Raw genomic sequence first — 15,810 nt, forward strand, 5'->3', positions numbered from 1 at the left:
TCGGGCACTAGTTGCCGATCGAATCCAGCGATTCCGGAATAGCCTCAATGAAGCTGCGCATGTTGCGTGCCGTCTCTGCTACCGAATCGCCGCCGAACTTCTCCGTAACCGCCTGCGCGAGCACCAATGCGACCATAGCCTCGGCGACCACGCCGGCTGCCGGAACGGCGCACACGTCGGAACGCTGGTGATGGGCCTTGGCGTCTTCGCCGGTGCTGACATCGATGGTCTTCAGGGCACGGGGAACGGTGGCGATGGGTTTCATGGCGGCGCGCACTCGCAGCGTATCGCCGATGCTCATGCCGCCCTCGATTCCGCCAGCGCGGTTGGTCGAACGCACGATGGTCCCCCTGGAGTCGCGGACGATCTCATCATGGGCAGCCGAACCCCGGCGGCCGGCGGTCTGGAAGCCGTCTCCGACTTCAACGCCCTTGATCGCCTGGATGCCCATCAGCGCCGCGGCGAGCCGGGCGTCGAGGCGGCGGTCCCAATGCACATAACTGCCCAGCCCCGGCGGCAGGCCGTAGGCCAAGACCTCGACAACCCCTCCCAGGGTCTCGCCTTCCTTGTGGGCGGCGTCAACCTCTTGGACCATGGCCAGCGAAGTCTCGGCGTCGAAGCAGCGCAGCGGATCTTCGTCCAGCGCAATCACATCGGAAGGAAGCGGTACCGGACTTTCGTCGGGGACAGCAACCCGTGCAATCGAAACCGTGTGGCTGACCAGCTCGATGCCCAGGGCCTTCAGGAAATTGGCGGCCACGGTACCAAGGGCCACCCGGGCTGCGGTCTCGCGGGCGCTGGCGCGTTCCAGCACGGGACGGGCTTCGTCGAACCCGTATTTCTGCATTCCGGTGAAATCGGCGTGGCCGGGACGCGGACGCGTCAGCGGCGCGTTGCGGGCCAGTTCGGCCAGCTCCACGGGATCAACCGGATCCGCAGACATGATCTTTTCCCATTTGGGCCACTCGGTGTTGCCCACCTGAATGGCCACCGGGCCACCCTGGGTACGCCCGTGCCGGACGCCACCGGTGATGGTGACGGCGTCTTGCTCAAACTTCATGCGTGCGCCGCGGCCGTAGCCGAGCCGGCGTCGAGCCAGGGCCGCCTGGATGTCGGAGCTGTTGAGCTCCACTCCGGCGGGGACGCCTTCAATAATTCCTACCAAGGCCGGACCATGGGATTCACCGGCAGTTAACCAACGCAGCATGGAAACAATACTGCCATGACCACGGCACCGCTTTAACGCCGGGGCGCGCCCACAGCGTCACACATCACATTTATGACTTGTTCCGGTTCGGCCAGCTCCATGCCCGTGAACAGGCGTACTTGCTCGACCGCCTGGTAGATCAGCATTTCCAAGCCGGGAACAATTGCACCCCCATGCTGATGCCAGACAGCGGCGATCCGGCTCGGCCAAGGATCGTAGGTGACATCCAGCAGCACCCGGGAATCCAGCCGAACTCCCGAGGCATCCAGCCCTTCCGCGATGGGATCGGCTGCGTGCGGGGGCAAGGTGGAAACCACCACTTGTGCCGCAGCCAACTCGGCCACCACGTCATCCCAGCGGGCCACCCGGCACTCCAGCCCTGCGTTGCGTGCCACGGCCAGGACAGCACTGGCCTTCGCCGGGTCGCGCAGACAGACGCTTAGGCTGGACACTTGCAGACCCGCAAGGGCTGCGGCCGCAGCCGCGGCGGTGCCGCCGCCGCCGAGGATGACCGCGTGGCCGCCGGGGGTAGCGCCGGCATGGCGCAGTGCCTCGATGATGCCGGCCACGTCAGTGTTCTGCCCGGCCAACCGAACCGTACCGTCCGGCTGCCGACGCACCACCACAGTATTGAGAACACCCAAGGACCGGACGAGGTCACTTGTCTCGTCCACCAGCGGCACCATGGCAGCCTTGAGCGGCATCGTGACGGACAGCCCGGCCCAGCAGCTGCTCTCCCGCACACCTGCCATGAATGCCGGCAACTGCGCCGGGGTCAGGTCAATGGCCTCATAGGCACAGTCGACACCGAGCAGCCGGTAGGCGGCCCCGTGCAGCAGCGGCGACCGCGAATGACTGATCGGATGGCCCAGGACCGCGGCCCTCCTGGCAGGCACCGGCTCAACCACGGCGGGTGACAGTGCGGTCGGAATTTCTTAGCTGCAACGGCCTTCCTCCTGCTCGCTGCACCAGTTCAGATATTCCTTGGTGTAGGCATTGTGCTCGGCCAGCGTCTCGGAAAACTTGGTTTCACCGGTATCCAGATTCACCGTCACCCAGTAGTAGTACGGCACGTCATCCGGATTGGCCGCGGCATCGATGGCCGGGCCGCCCGGGGAATTGATCGGCCCCACGGGCAGACCGGTGTGGGCGTAGGTGTTGTACGGGTTGGACTTGTCGGTCTTTTCTTCAGGCGTGATGTCATAACCCTTGCGGCCCAGTCCATAGGTGACCGTGGCATCTGACTGGATCAGGCCGTTTGTCTCACTGTTGTCGGGTTGCAGCCGGTTCTCGATGGCACCGGCAACCGCGCCGTAATCGGCTTCGCCCGCCTCGGCCTCGATGATGCTGGCTATGGTCAGCACGCGGAACTGCTGGTCGGCCTCGGTAATCCCGTCCGATTCCAGACGCTCGATCGTGTTGCCGATCATCTCGCGCAGGATTTCCTCCGCGGTGATATCCAGCGGGAACCGGTATTCGGCCGGGAAAAGATAGCCCTCCAGGTTCCGTGCCTGCTCGGGTAGGCCCAATGCCTGCGGGTCCTCGGCCAGTTTGGCGAATTCGGCAACGGGGATCCGGGTCCCCTCGGACAGGGCCTTGAACACTTCTTCCTGCCGCCAGGTCCGGTTGATGGCCGCATAATGCACGCCTTCGTTGCTTTCCTCCAACAGGATTGACGCCGCCGCAGCAGCCGGCATGCGGTACTTCAACGGATACTGCCCCGGCTGGATTTCCCGGCCCGCGGCCTGGTTCGAAACCTCATCGACGAAAGTATCGGTGGAGGCAACAATGTCCTGTTCCACCAGCGAAGCGGCGATGGCGAGCGGGCCGGCGCCCTGTTCGACCGTGAACGTCACCTGGCCTTCACCGGGGCCTTCATAGTCCTTGAGCTCGTTCATGCCCAGCAGGTTCTGCAGGAGCAAGACCACGCCGATCAGGCCTGCCGCGAATACGCTAAAGACCACCAGCATGATGATGTTGCGCCTGCGCCGGCGCTGCCGCTTGATCTTGTTCCGGCGACTACGTTTGATCACCGGCGACTCGTTGTAGAAGACGTCACGATCATCGTCATACCCATGGGCAAGGTGATCGGCCTCATAGGCCAACTCGTCAGCGGGCTGTTGTTCCGGATACGGAGGATGCTCCGGATAAGTATTACTCACCGTCTGCTCTCACCATCGCTGTCATGTACGTGTGGAATTTCCGTCTCCTCTTCCAATGCCTGGGCTCCTCTGCGGATTGAATCCGGAACGGCCACAGGACTCCCCACGTCCCGTCCAAGCGCGCGTTGCATGTCCAGCGCCTGCTGGAGTATTTCGACTGCTGCAACCTGATCAACAACTTTACGATGTTCACGGCTGCTCATGCCAGCGCTGTGAAGAGTACGATGCGCCGAGACTGTAGTCAAACGCTCATCGATGAGATTCACTGAAACCGACAGGCCGGCATCGGCCAGTGCCTGTGCCAGCAGGTCCGCGTACTCCCGCGCCATTTGGGTGGAAGCAGATTCTCCGCCCTTCATGGTGCGCGGGAGGCCGACGAACACCTGCACTGCCGAACGCTCGGCGGCCTCCCTCACCAGCACGCGGATGTCGCTGTTCTTCTTCGCATCGCGCTTCAAGGTGCGGATCGGCGTCGCCAGGATGCCGCCCGGATCGGAGCCGGCCAGACCGACCCGGGCCAGTCCGACATCGACCCCGAGTTTTGTTCCGGCTGGCGCTGCTGCACTGGACATTGAAGGTCCTTAGCCCCGGTTAGCCACGGCATTGACGACGGCGGTGATCGCCTCATCAATTTTCGTTACGTCCGTGCCGCCGCCTTGCGCGACGTCGTCCTTGCCGCCGCCGCCGCCGCCGAGCACGCCGGCAGCAGTCTTGACCAGCGCACCGGCCTTAACGCCTGCGGCACGGGCTGCTTCATTGGTCGCCACGAGAATCAGCGGGCGCCCGTTCGCCACGCCCGTAATGGCGACGGCCGCCGGGTCTGAACCGAGGCGTGCGCGCAAGTCCAGGGCCAGGGACCGCAGGGCATCCGCCCCGCCAAGCTCTCCGGCGTTGTGCGCCAGCAGGCGTACGCCGGCGACATCCTTGGCCTTTTCCACCAGGGAAGCAGCCGAGGCAGCCAACTGCTCCTTACGCAGCCGGTCCAGTTCCTTCTCGGCGGCCTTGAGTTTGGCCAGCGTGGCAGCAATACGGTCCGGCAACTGCGGACCCGGCACCTTCAGCATCTCCGAAAGTTCCGTGACCAGTGCGCGCTCGGCAGCCAGGTGACGGAAGGCCTCCATGCCCACGAAGGCCTCTACGCGTCGGTTGCCGGATCCCACGGACTGTTCGCCCAGCAACGTCAGGCTGCCGATCTCCGCGGTAGCGTCCACATGGGTGCCGCCGCACAGCTCACGCGACCACGCGCCGTCGATCTCCACTACGCGGACCTTGTCCCCGTAGGCTTCGCCGAACAGTGCAGTGGCTCCCAAGGCCTTGGCATCTGCCAGGCTCATGACCTTCGTCTCAACCTGGTAATTGTTACGGATTGCCAGATTGGAGACTTCCTCGATCTCCGACTTGGCCGCGGCGCTGATGCCTTCGCCCCAGGAGAAGTCAAAGCGCAGGTAGCCCGCCTTGTTGAACGAGCCTCGCTGCAGCGCCTCCGGGCCGAGGATCTGGTGCAGCGCGGCGTGGATGATGTGCGTGCCGGAGTGGGCCTGTTCGCCCGCCTGCCTGCGCTGCTGGTCCACCGCAGCCAGTACCTTGGCATCAGCAGGGATCTCGCCTTCGCGCACAATGGCCTTGTGGACGCTGAGACCCTTGACCGGGCGCTGTACGTCGAGTACCTCGACCACAAACCCGTCGCCGGTGATGAGTCCGACGTCAGCGGCCTGGCCGCCCGCTTCGGCGTAGAACGGCGTCTCGTTCAGGACCAGTTCGATTTCCTCGCCCTGGCCCGCGAAACCGACGGTGGCTCCGCCGCGAACAATGCCGCGCACGGCGGATTCGGTGGCCAGCTCTTCGTAACCGGTGAACACGGTCTCGCCGGCGGCGAGCAGCTCGTTGAAGACCCGGACGTCGGCGTGGCCGAGTTTCTTTCCCCGGGCGTCGGCCTGGGCACGCTCGCGCTGCTCGGTCATCAGGCTGCGGAAGCCGGCCTCGTCAACCTTCAAACCCGCCTCTTCTGCCATTTCCAGGGTCAGGTCAATCGGGAAACCGTACGTGTCATGCAGGCTGAAGGCGTCTTCGCCCGAGAGCGGTTTGCCGGCGGCCTTTGACTCTTTGACCGCTTCTTCAAGGCGTGCGGTGCCGGAGGCGATGGTGCGCAGGAAGGCCCTCTCCTCGGCGTACGCGATGCGGCTGATCCGCTCGAAGTCGGTGTCGACAACGGGGTACGTACCCTTCATCGCGTCCCGGGACACGGGCAGCAGCTCCGGCAGGCAAGCCTGTTCGACGCCCAGCAGACGCATGGCGCGGACGGCGCGGCGGATCAGGCGGCGGAGCACGTAGCCGCGGCCCTCATTGGAGGGGGTAACACCGTCGGAAATCAGCATCAGGGCCGAACGGATATGGTCGGCCACCACGCGGAGCCGCACATCGTCGGTGTGGTGCGGGTCCTCGTCGGTCTCGGCGCTGGTGTATTCCTTGCCCGCGAGCTCTGCGGCCTTGTCCAGTACGGGGCGGACCTGGTCCGTCTCGTACATGTTCTCCACGCCCTGGAGGATCATGGCGAGGCGTTCCATCCCCAGGCCGGTGTCGATGTTCTTCTTGGGCAGCTCGCCAAGGATCTCGAAGTCTTCCTTGCCGATGCCCTCGCCGCGCTGGTACTGCATGAAGACCAGGTTCCAGATCTCGATGTAGCGCGTCTCGTCGGCAATGGGGCCGCCCTCGATCCCGTATTCGGGGCCGCGGTCGTAAAAGATTTCGGAGCAGGGTCCGGCGGGACCGGGCTGGCCCGTGGACCAGTAGTTGTCCTTCTTGCCGGACTTCTGGATCCGCTCCACGGGGATGCCCACTTTGTCGCGCCAGATCTGCAGCGCCTCGTCATCCTCCTGGTAGACGGTGATCCAGAGCCGCTCAGCGGGCAGGCCGTAACCGCCGTCCTCCACGGGGGAGGTCAGCAGCTCCCACGCCATCGTGATGGCGCCTTCCTTGAAGTAGTCGCCGAAGGAAAAGTTGCCGCACATCTGGAAGAAGGTGCCGTGCCGGACCGTCTTCCCGACCTCTTCGATGTCGGCGGTGCGGATGCACTTCTGCACGCTCGTGGCGCGGTTGAACGGCGGTGTTTCCCGGGCAGTGAGGTACGGAATGAACGGCACCATGCCCGCTACGGTGAACAGCAGCGAGGGGTCCGGTGACACCAGCGACGCCGAGGGCACCACGGTATGTCCCTTTTTCTCGAAGAAGTCGAGCCAGCGGCGAACGATCTCATGGGACTTCATGGTGCCTAAATACCCTTCCGGTGAAACAAAAATACGGCGCCGGTTCCCGAATGCGGGAATGCGCCTAGGAAAATCTAGCGGTTGTTGACGTGATCTGCGGAATCGATTCCCAGGGCGGCGCGCAGATCCGCTTCACGTTCGGTCATGCCCGTGCGGAATGTGTGGGTGAAATCCGCAACACTGTCCGCCAGGGACGCGACCGCGCGGTTGAGTCCCGCGGGCCCGAAGGTCTGCTTGGTCGCGGAGATCTTGCGGACCGCCAGGACGCCGATGGCGATTCCGGCGCCCATCCAAATAAGCCGTTTCATCTGTTTCCTCCCTCAGCCTTAGCGGCTGCGACGGCCTTTGCCCTCGGTAGTTCTGCCGGACTGGCCGCGCGAGTTGAATGCGGTGCGTACGCCGTAGGAAAAGGCTGCCACCTTGATCAACGGTGAGCCGATCGTCGCGGCGACCAGCGAGGACAGCGCGGAGACGTTGGCCGAGGCGTCCGAAACGTTGGACGAGATGCCGTCCACCTTCCGCAACTGCTCGTTGGTGGTGGTCACCGTGGTGGTCACTTCATCGATCAGCGGCGTAGTGCCATCGCTGATTGAGCGGATGGCTACCCGAAGTTCGTCAAAGACTTTCCCCAGCTTCCATACCGGTATGGCCAGCAGGGCCACCAGCACCGCGAAAACGCCCGCAGCGATGAGACCGGCGATATCTCCACCTGACATGGGAGGGAACTCCTTTGTTTGGCATATTTTCAAACCCGCCCGCGGGCGGGTCCGGCTAACGACGACGGCGCCTGGCACTCGTTGCTTTCGGCGCACCTGTAAGTACATTACCTACTGAACAGCCCGCGGCGCGTGCCACGGGCTGTTCAGTGAGGTTTCCGCCCAAGAGCGGTATGCAGTTTTACGCTGCCCAACTTCCAGGGAGGATTAGCTCCCGGAAAGGTTTAGCGTGCGTAGTATTCAACCACCAGCTGCTCTTCGCAGGTTACGGGAACCTCGGAACGCTTGGGGCGGCGGACCAGGCGGGCCTGGAGCTTCTCCAACGTAACGTCAAGGTAGGCCGGAACGTTCGGCAGAACGTCGCGGTGTGCGCCGGCTGCTGCAACCTGGAACGGCGGCATCTTCTCGGAGCGCTCGTGGACGTGCACCAGCTGGCCTTCGGAAACGCGGAAGGACGGACGGTCCACGCGCTTGCCGTCAACCATGATGTGGCGGTGCACAACCAGCTGGCGGGCCTGGGCGATGGTGCGGGCGAAGCCTGCACGCAGGACCAGGGCGTCAAGACGCATTTCCAGCAGCTCGATCAGGTTTTCACCGGTCAGACCGGCGGTGTTGCGGGCCTCTTCGAAGACACGGGTCATCTGTGCTTCGCGGATGCCGTACTGGGCACGCAGACGCTGCTTTTCACGCAGACGTACGGCGTAGTCGCTGTCCTGCTTACGACGGGCACGGCCGTGCTGGCCGGGACCGTACGGACGGCGCTCCATGTACTTTTCGGCCTTGGGGGTCAGGGCAATACCAAGGGCACGCGAAATGCGGACCTTGCGGCGGGCTCGTGTGTTGTTAGCCACGATGTCCTTCCAATTCATGCGGTGAGGTGATGTTGCTGGCCTCCGTGTGTGGAGAGCGTTGGTCAACCGCTGCCTTCAGCTACAGTCCGGCTTGCTCCAATGCACGCGTGCACTCCCGCGAACACACGGATTTCCGCTAAGAAACCGTGCCTGTACAGGAGTGGATTGCGGCACCGAAGAGTCGGCTTGCCAGTCAGCGCATAATTCTAGCACCTATCCGGGTTCGGATTAGAGTTATCGGATGCGAGCCATTCTTCAACGGGTCAGCCGGGCCACCGTCAGCGTGGACGGACAGGTAGTCGGAGCCATCGACGGTCCCGGCCTGCTGGTGCTCGCCGGCGCCACCCACACCGACACTCCCGCCGACGCCGGGGTGCTGGCCGAGAAGATGTGGCGGCTTCGGATTCTCGACGGCGAAAAATCCTGCGCTGACGTCAACGCGCCGCTGTTGGTGGTCAGCCAGTTCACGTTGTACGCCGATACCCGCCGGGGCCGCCGGCCATCCTGGTCGGCTGCGGCCCCCGGGGATATTAGCGAGCCGCTGCTTGAGAGCTTGGTCGAGCAGTTGCGCGGACTCGGCGCCACGGTGGAAACGGGAGTCTTTGGCGCGATGATGGAAGTATCGCTGGTCAACGACGGCCCCTTCACCATCAGCCTGGACACCGCGGATTTTGCCAAAACGCGCCGCGGCTGAACTGCGTACAAAAGCCAGCATCCGCCGTCGTTATTCGCCGCGGATGATTTTGCGCAGCCGTTCCAGTCGTGCCGAAATCTCGCGTTCGACGCCGTTCCCGGTGGGCTCGTAGTAATTCCTGCCCACCAGATCGTCCGGCGGATACTGCTGCTTGGCAATGCCGTGCGGGGCATCGTGTGAATAGATGTAGCCCTTGCCGTGGCCCAACTGTTGCGCGCCGCGGTAGTGCGCGTCCCGCAGGTGGCCCGGAACGCCCTGCCCGCGGCCGGCGCGGACATCTGCGACGGCGGCGTTGATCGCATCGTACGCGGCGTTGGATTTCGGCGCGGTGGCGATGTGGACCACGGCCTGCGCCAGCACCAGCCGGGCTTCGGGCATACCGATCAGCTGCACCGCCTGCGCGGCCGCCACCGCGGTCTGCAGCGCCGACGGATCCGCCATCCCCACGTCCTCGGAAGCGGAGATCACGATCCGGCGGGCGACAAACCGCGGGTCCTCCCCCGCCTCGAGCATGCGCGCCATGTAGTGCAGCGCGGCGTCCACATCGGAGCCGCGCATCGACTTGATGAAGGCGCTGGCAATGTCATAGTGCTGGTCGCCGGCACGGTCATAACGCAGCGCCGCGCGGTCCATGGCCCGCTCCGCGTGCGACAGTTCCACACGCACGGGGCCTCCCTCACCGGGGTTATCCGCCTCGCCCCAGGCTACGCCGGCGGCCGCCTCCAGCGCCGTCAGGCCACGGCGCGCGTCTCCCGAAGCCAGCCTGACCAGATGCTCCAGCGCCTCATCGCTGAGCTCCACCCGGCCCGCCAGGCCACGCTCATCGGTTACGGCGCGCTGGAGCAGCCCTTCAATGTCCTCGGTAGTCAACGGCCTGAGCGTCAGCAGCAGCGACCGGGACAGCAGCGGCGAGACAACGGAGAAGGACGGATTTTCGGTGGTGGCGGCGACCAGCACCACCCAGCGGTTCTCGACGCCGGGCAGCAGCGCATCCTGCTGGGCCTTGTTGAAACGGTGGATCTCGTCCAGGAACAGCACGGTGGTGGTCCGGTGCAGGTCACGGGCGGTCAGCGCCTCGTCCATCACCCGGCGGACATCCTTGACGCCGGCGGTGATCGCGGAGAGTTCCACGAACTTCCGGCCCGGCCCCCTGGCAATGACATGCGCCAGCGTGGTCTTGCCGGTGCCGGGAGGCCCCCAGAGCATCAGCGACGACGGCCCCGCAGGACCGGTTGCCTGTCCGCCGGCAGCCAGCAGACGCAGCGGCGAGCCTGGCTGGAGCAGATGCTGCTGGCCCACCACCTCGTCGACCGTCCGAGGACGCATCCGCACCGCGAGCGGGCTGCGGGGCCGCTCGATACTGCCGGTGCCACGTCCGGAACTGCCGCCGGGACCGGTTTCATCGTCCCGGTCATCTTCCGTGTCGCTAGCGGCACTGAACAAATCACTCACACTGCCTAGGCTATCGCTTATGGCACGGACCAAGACCATCTACCTGCCGCCAGGGCGCCTCCGGGCCTGGGCGGACAAATTCGCCGCGGACCACGGCAATCCGCTCTGTGAGGTCAACAATTCCAAGGTGGGTTCCGGCGTCGTCCTTTCGTGTCCTGACGGTTTTGCTGTCAGACTCGGCCTGCCGTGGGAGCGGCTGACCCCGGCCCTGAGTGCGGAGGCGTGGCCGGAGCAGCTTGCCGCCGCTGCGGCGGACATCGGAACCTGCGGACTGATCCTGCTGCGGCGCGGCGGCTACAGCGTCGGAACGTCCGTGCAGGGGCAGCTGACCTGGTCCAAGTCCGGCACCCGGTATGTACAGTCGCGCACTGCCGCCGGAGGCTGGTCGCAGCAGCGTTACGCCCGCAGGCGCTCCAATCAGGCAGACGCCCTGGTGCTGACCGCGACCGAGTACGTGGCCGGGCACTTCCCCGCAGCCAAACCGTCGTGCCTGGCGACCGGCGGCGACAGGGACATGCTGCGCCAACTGCTGACCGATGCCCGGCTGGCCGGTCTCGCAGCGCTGCCGGCGACGCATCTGGAGCTGAACGCCGACCCGCGGCAACGGCAGCTCGCCGAGGTCGCGCAGGAGCTAGCCGGTATCAGGGCCGTGATCACATGGCCGGCGCCCGGCCTCAACAGCCCCTCTTAAGGCGGCCCGTGCCAGGCCTGTAAAACGAGGTGGCCCGTTAACGGGCCGCGCCGTCCGGACTGCCCCTGGGGGCCGGCCGGACGGCGCAGTCGTAACGCAGGTCAGCTTTGGACGCTGTCCTTTTCAGACTGCTGGGCAGCAGCCTTCTGCCCGTCCTTGGAGACGTCCTTCGAGGCGTCCTTCGGCTTGGGCTTGAAGTCGATGCCGGCTTCCTTGCGCTGCTGCGGGGTGATCGGCGCGGGAGCATTGGTCAGCGGGTCGTGGCCGCCGCCGGTCTTCGGGAAGGCGATGACGTCGCGGATGGAGTCCGAGCCGGTCAGCAGCTGGACAACTCGGTCCCAGCCGAACGCGATGCCGCCGTGCGGGGGCGCACCGTACTTGAAGCCCTCAAGCAGGAAGCCGAACTTGCTCTGGGCCTGCTCCTGGTCGATTCCCATAACGGCCAGCACGCGTTCCTGCACGTCCCGCTGGTGGATACGGATGGAACCGCCGCCGAGTTCGTTGCCGTTGCAGACAATGTCGTAGGCGTAGGACAGGGCGTTCGCCGGGTCCTCATCGAACGTGTCCATGAACTCGGGCTTCGGCGAGGTGAAGGCGTGGTGCACGGCAGTCCAGGCACCGGTGCCGACGGCCACGTCGCCCGATTCGACTGCTGCCGCGGCCGGTTCGAACAGCGGGGCATCGACGATCCACACGAAGGCCCAGTCGCCGTCGTTAATCAAACCGGTGCGGTGGCCGATCTCAACGCGCGCGGCCCCCAGCAGCGCACGCGCCGAGGACTTGTCTCCGGCTGCGAAGAAGACGCAGTCCCCGGGCTTGGCACCCACGGCGTCCGCGAGGCCGGCACGCTCGGTATCGGTGAGGTTCTTGGCCACCGGACCGCTCAGCGTGCCGTCTTCCTGGATCAGGACGTAGGCCAGGCCCTTGGCGCCGCGCTGCTTGGCCCATTCCTGCCACGCGTCCAGCGTCCGGCGGGCCTGGGAGGCGCCGCCGGGCATGACCACGGCGCCGACGTACGGGGCCTGGAAGACGCGGAAGGTGGTGTCCTTGAAGAACTCCGTCAGCTCGGTCAGCTCCAGGCCGAACCGCAGGTCAGGCTTGTCGGAACCGTACCGCGCCATCGCGTCCGCGTAGGTCATGCGGCGGATCGGGGTGGGAATCTCGACGTCGATCAGCTGCCACAGCGCCTTCACGATGCTCTCGCCCAGCGCGATGATGTCGTCCTGCTCGACGAAGCTGGCCTCGATGTCCAGCTGGGTGAATTCCGGCTGGCGGTCGGCGCGGAAGTCTTCGTCCCGGTAGCAGCGCGCAATCTGGTAGTACTTTTCGAAACCGCCCACCTGCAGCAGCTGCTTGAACAGCTGCGGGGACTGCGGCAGGGCGTACCAGGAGCCCGGATCCAGGCGCGCCGGCACCAGGAAGTCGCGGGCGCCTTCCGGGGTGGAGCGGGTCAGCGTCGGAGTCTCGATCTCCACGAACCCGTCCTGGTGCAGCAGCTCGCGCGCCACCCGGTTGGCCTCCGAGCGCAGCCGCATGGCGGCGGCGGGGCCGGGACGGCGCAGGTCCAGGTAACGGTGCTTCAGGCGTGCTTCCTCGCCGACCTCGACGTGCTCGTCGATCTGGAACGGCAGCGGATCCGAAGTGCTGAGTACGACGACGGAATCGGCTATGACTTCGATCTCACCGGTGGCCAGGGCCGGGTTTTCGTTGCCTTCGGGCCGCTTCTCGACCGTGCCCTTGATCTGCAGCACATATTCGTTACGGAGGGCGTGGAAGACGTCCTCTTCGCGCACCACAACCTGGGCAATGCCGGAGGCATCACGCAGATCCAGGAATGCCACGCCGCCGTGATCACGCCGGCGGGCCACCCACCCGGCGAGGGTTACGGTCTGTCCAATGTGCTCAGCCCTCAGCGAGCCGAGGTCATGTGTGCGCAGCACAGCATTCCTTTCAGTAAAACTTCACCGGCGCTGTCGCGGAGGCTTCCGCCCCGGGCCGGCTGTGATGTGACTAGAGTGTTCATAATTGGGTCTTGAACGAGTTTACCGTTGATCGGGCTTGGGTCCCGACACCGGACCGGCAGCCGCAGGATCGACCCGGAGCGCCGATGCCTGGCGGAATCAGGAACAGACGGAGGCAAACTTTGAGCAGCGAATCAGCCCTCGAACGCAGGTTGGGCGGTGTTGACGCCACCACGGTGGGCATCGGTTCCATGGTGGGCGCCGGCGTCTTCGTGGTCTTCTCCCCCGCCGCCGCGATAGCCGGCAACTGGCTGCCGCTGGCGCTGGCGATCGCCGGTGTTGTTGCTTACTGCAACGCGATGGCCTCGGCCCAGCTGGCCGCGGTCCATCCCACCAGCGGAGGAACCTACATCTACGGGCGCCGCCAGCTCGGCGAATGGCAAGGTTTTTTGGCCGGCTGGGGCTACATCACCGGGAAGGTGGCTTCCTGTGCCGCCATGGCGCTGGCCTTCGGCCTCTACGCCGCCCCGGAATTTGCGACGGCGGCCGCCGTGGCCGCCGTCATATTGCTCACCGGCGTGAACCTGATGGGGATCACCCGCACGGCCTGGGCCACGCGCTGGATCGTCTCCATTGTCGTGGCCATTCTGGTCTTTGTGATCGTGGTGGCCTTCGATGCCGAGCCCATCGGCCAGAGCATCCCGGTCGACGGCGCCTCGCCGTACGGAATCCTGCAGGCCGCGGGACTGTTTTTCTTTGCTTTCGCCGGCTACGCCCGGATTGCCACCATGGGCGAGGAAATCCGCGAACCGAAGAAGCTGATTCCACGCGCCATCCTGGCGGCCCTGGTGGTCACCTTGGCCCTCTATGCGGTGCTGGGACTGGCGCTGCTGGACTTCATGGGTGCGGGCCTGCTGGCCGCCACACCCGCACCGTTGCTGGCGGTCGGCGAAGCCGTGGGCGGCGGCGTGGGCACCACCGCGGTAACGATTGCGGCAACGCTGGCCTGCCTGGGCGCCCTGCTCGCGCTGATTGCCGGTGTTAGCCGCACCATGTTCGCTATGGCCCGCGAGGGGGATCTGCCGCGTGCCTTTGCTTCGGTCTGGGAACGCTTCAAGGTTCCCTACCTCGCCGACCTGGCCGTCGCCGCCGTCGTTATTTTCCTGCTGCTCACCCAGGATGTCCTGGCCGTTGTGGGCTTCTCCAGCTTCGGCGTGTTGATCTATTACGCGGTCACTAATGCGTCCGCGTTGACCCTCACGGAGCGGCCGTGGCAGGCGCCCAAGGCCCTGAACTGGCTGGGCCTGGCCGGATGCCTGGTCCTGGCGTTCACCCTGCCGCTGTCCTCCGTGCTGACCATGACGGCGGTGCTGGCTGTGGGGCTGCTGGGCCGCGCCGTGCTCAAACCTGGCAGGCGGCGCAGGCCCCACGCCTAGCCGGCCGGGCCTCGGCCGCTACTGGGCGGAAGTGATCTGCGGGATCAGGTCCGCTGCCGGCGGCATCCAGGTCTTGGGATCGGCCGCAACCTGTTCGCCCGAACGGATGTCCTTGACCTCGTGGCTGAGGTTGCCGTCTTCGTCCGTGCTGAACCAGACAAAGGGAATTCCCCGGCGGTCCGCGTACTTGATCTGCTTGCCGAATTTCTCCGCCTTGGCCGCAACTTCCACGCTGATGCCACGTCCGCGCAACTGCGCCGCGATGTCCTGGGCCTGGGACCAGCTGCCGTCATCGGCCAGCGTGACCAGCACGGCGGTGGGCACGTGCCGGGAGGCCGAGGCGAACTCCTGGCTGAGGATCCGCATCACCAGCCGGGTCACGCCGATGGACAGGCCCACGCCGGGAAACTTGCGGTTTCCCTTGGCGGCGAGGGCGTCGTACCGGCCGCCGGAGCAGATCGAGCCGAGCTGTTCGTGTCCGACCAGGACCGTTTCGTAGACGGTTCCGGTGTAGTAATCGAGCCCGCGGGCGATGCTCAGGTCCGCCAGGACGCGTCCGGGTGCGCGGTGCGAAGCTTCGCCAATCACTTGTTCGAGCTCGGCCAGGCCCTCGTCCAGCAGGTCGTTGCTCACGCCCAGGGCACGCACCTCCTGCGCAAAGGAGGTGTCCTCGCTGCGGATGGACGCCAGCTTCAGCGCGGCCTCGGCCTGCTCCACGGTGGCACCGAGCTCATGCTGCAGCAGCTCGGCTACCTTCTGGGGCCCGACCTTCTCAAGCTTGTCGATGCTGCGCAGAACACCGGCGGTATCATCCAGCCCGATCCCACGGTAGAAGCCCTCGGCCAGCTTGCGGTTGTTTACCCGCAGCTTGAATTCGGGGATGGGCAGCGCACCCAAGGCTTCCACGATGACCAGGGCCAGCTCCACGTCGTAACGGAACGGCAGCTCACCGTCACCCACGACGTCGATGTCGGCCTGGGTAAATTCGCGTGCGCGGCCCTCCTGCGGCCGTTCCCCGCGCCAGACTTTCTGGATCTGGTAGCGGCGGAACGGGAAGGCGAGGTGTCCGGCGTTTTCCACGACGTACCGGGCAAACGGCACGGTCAGGTCGAAGTGGAGCGCCAGCTTGTCCTCCGATTTGCCGCCCTCTGCTTCCTCCGCCTGGAGCCGGTGCAGGCCGTAGACCTCTTTGTCGATCTCTCCCTTGCGCAGCAGCTGCTCCACTGTCTCCACGGCGCGGGTTTCAATGGAGGAGAACCCGTGCAGTTCAAAGGTCCGCCGCAGGCTGTCCAGCACATGCTGCTCCACGAGCCTCTCCTGCGGAAGCCATTCCGGGAAACCTGACAGGGAGGCCTTACGTGCCATGCGGGGATATCT

The 15,810-nt window shown here is 65.5% G+C and carries 14 protein-coding genes; 3 read left to right on the top strand and 11 right to left on the bottom strand.

The window, feature by feature from the left end; translation table 11 throughout:
• Positions 1 to 7 precede the first annotated feature (7 nt).
• From aroC to rpsD, 8 genes are all read right to left on the bottom strand, one after another.
• Positions 8 to 1,207: a chorismate synthase gene (gene aroC / locus J5251_RS15350; RefSeq protein WP_139003455.1), complete on the bottom strand. Its 1,200-nt coding sequence runs from the start codon at positions 1,205 to 1,207 to the stop codon at positions 8 to 10.
• A 32-nt stretch (positions 1,208 to 1,239) separates the two neighbouring features.
• The gene (locus tag J5251_RS15355; protein ID WP_244250685.1) at positions 1,240 to 2,115 is read right to left on the bottom strand and encodes a shikimate dehydrogenase; all 876 of its coding nucleotides are present in this window, start codon (positions 2,113 to 2,115) and stop codon (positions 1,240 to 1,242) included.
• Positions 2,116 to 2,142: 27 nt separating this feature from the next.
• Positions 2,143 to 3,369: an endolytic transglycosylase MltG gene (gene mltG / locus J5251_RS15360; protein WP_208574496.1), complete on the bottom strand. Its 1,227-nt coding sequence runs from the start codon at positions 3,367 to 3,369 to the stop codon at positions 2,143 to 2,145.
• Positions 3,366 to 3,941 carry a Holliday junction resolvase RuvX gene (gene ruvX / locus J5251_RS15365; protein WP_208574497.1) on the bottom strand — a complete coding sequence of 192 codons (576 nt, stop codon included), beginning with the start codon at positions 3,939 to 3,941 and terminating at the stop codon, positions 3,366 to 3,368. Before ruvX ends, mltG begins: the two co-directional genes overlap by 4 nt.
• A gap of 9 nt (positions 3,942 to 3,950) precedes the next feature.
• Complete coding sequence (gene alaS / locus J5251_RS15370) at positions 3,951 to 6,632, bottom strand: alanine--tRNA ligase (RefSeq protein ID WP_208574499.1); 2,682 nt, start codon at positions 6,630 to 6,632, stop codon at positions 3,951 to 3,953.
• A gap of 74 nt (positions 6,633 to 6,706) precedes the next feature.
• On the bottom strand, positions 6,707 to 6,940 hold the full coding sequence (locus J5251_RS15375; RefSeq protein ID WP_171059233.1) for a hypothetical protein: 234 nt from the start codon (positions 6,938 to 6,940) through the stop codon (positions 6,707 to 6,709).
• An 18-nt stretch (positions 6,941 to 6,958) separates the two neighbouring features.
• Positions 6,959 to 7,348: a DUF948 domain-containing protein gene (locus J5251_RS15380; protein ID WP_139003451.1), complete on the bottom strand. Its 390-nt coding sequence runs from the start codon at positions 7,346 to 7,348 to the stop codon at positions 6,959 to 6,961.
• A gap of 224 nt (positions 7,349 to 7,572) precedes the next feature.
• On the bottom strand, positions 7,573 to 8,199 hold the full coding sequence (gene rpsD / locus J5251_RS15385; protein ID WP_074703404.1) for a 30S ribosomal protein S4: 627 nt from the start codon (positions 8,197 to 8,199) through the stop codon (positions 7,573 to 7,575).
• A 241-nt stretch (positions 8,200 to 8,440) separates the two neighbouring features.
• Here rpsD and dtd point away from each other — a divergent pair, with 241 nt between their 5' ends.
• The gene (gene dtd, locus J5251_RS15390) at positions 8,441 to 8,893 is read left to right on the top strand and encodes a D-aminoacyl-tRNA deacylase (RefSeq protein ID WP_208574501.1); all 453 of its coding nucleotides are present in this window, start codon (positions 8,441 to 8,443) and stop codon (positions 8,891 to 8,893) included.
• A 30-nt stretch (positions 8,894 to 8,923) separates the two neighbouring features.
• Here dtd and J5251_RS15395 read toward each other — a convergent pair whose 3' ends face one another.
• Entirely contained in the window at positions 8,924 to 10,345 is a 1,422-nt protein-coding gene (locus J5251_RS15395) for a replication-associated recombination protein A (RefSeq protein ID WP_244250686.1), read from the bottom strand.
• Between the two features lie 19 nt (positions 10,346 to 10,364).
• Between J5251_RS15395 and J5251_RS15400 the strand changes: the two genes are divergently transcribed.
• Positions 10,365 to 11,036: an acVLRF1 family peptidyl-tRNA hydrolase gene (locus J5251_RS15400; protein WP_208574503.1), complete on the top strand. Its 672-nt coding sequence runs from the start codon at positions 10,365 to 10,367 to the stop codon at positions 11,034 to 11,036.
• A 101-nt stretch (positions 11,037 to 11,137) separates the two neighbouring features.
• Here the strand turns inward: J5251_RS15400 and aspS are convergent, their stop codons facing one another.
• The gene (aspS, locus tag J5251_RS15405; RefSeq protein WP_139003447.1) at positions 11,138 to 12,976 is read right to left on the bottom strand and encodes an aspartate--tRNA ligase; all 1,839 of its coding nucleotides are present in this window, start codon (positions 12,974 to 12,976) and stop codon (positions 11,138 to 11,140) included.
• Between the two features lie 203 nt (positions 12,977 to 13,179).
• Here aspS and J5251_RS15410 point away from each other — a divergent pair, with 203 nt between their 5' ends.
• Positions 13,180 to 14,433, top strand: a complete 1,254-nt coding sequence (locus J5251_RS15410) for an APC family permease (protein WP_244250687.1) — start codon at positions 13,180 to 13,182, stop codon at positions 14,431 to 14,433.
• A gap of 18 nt (positions 14,434 to 14,451) precedes the next feature.
• Here the strand turns inward: J5251_RS15410 and hisS are convergent, their stop codons facing one another.
• Entirely contained in the window at positions 14,452 to 15,798 is a 1,347-nt protein-coding gene (gene hisS, locus J5251_RS15415; RefSeq protein WP_208574508.1) for a histidine--tRNA ligase, read from the bottom strand.
• Positions 15,799 to 15,810 lie beyond the last annotated feature (12 nt).

The organism is Arthrobacter crystallopoietes, from assembly GCF_017603825.1.
Lineage (GTDB): Bacteria > Actinomycetota > Actinomycetes > Actinomycetales > Micrococcaceae > Crystallibacter > Crystallibacter crystallopoietes_B.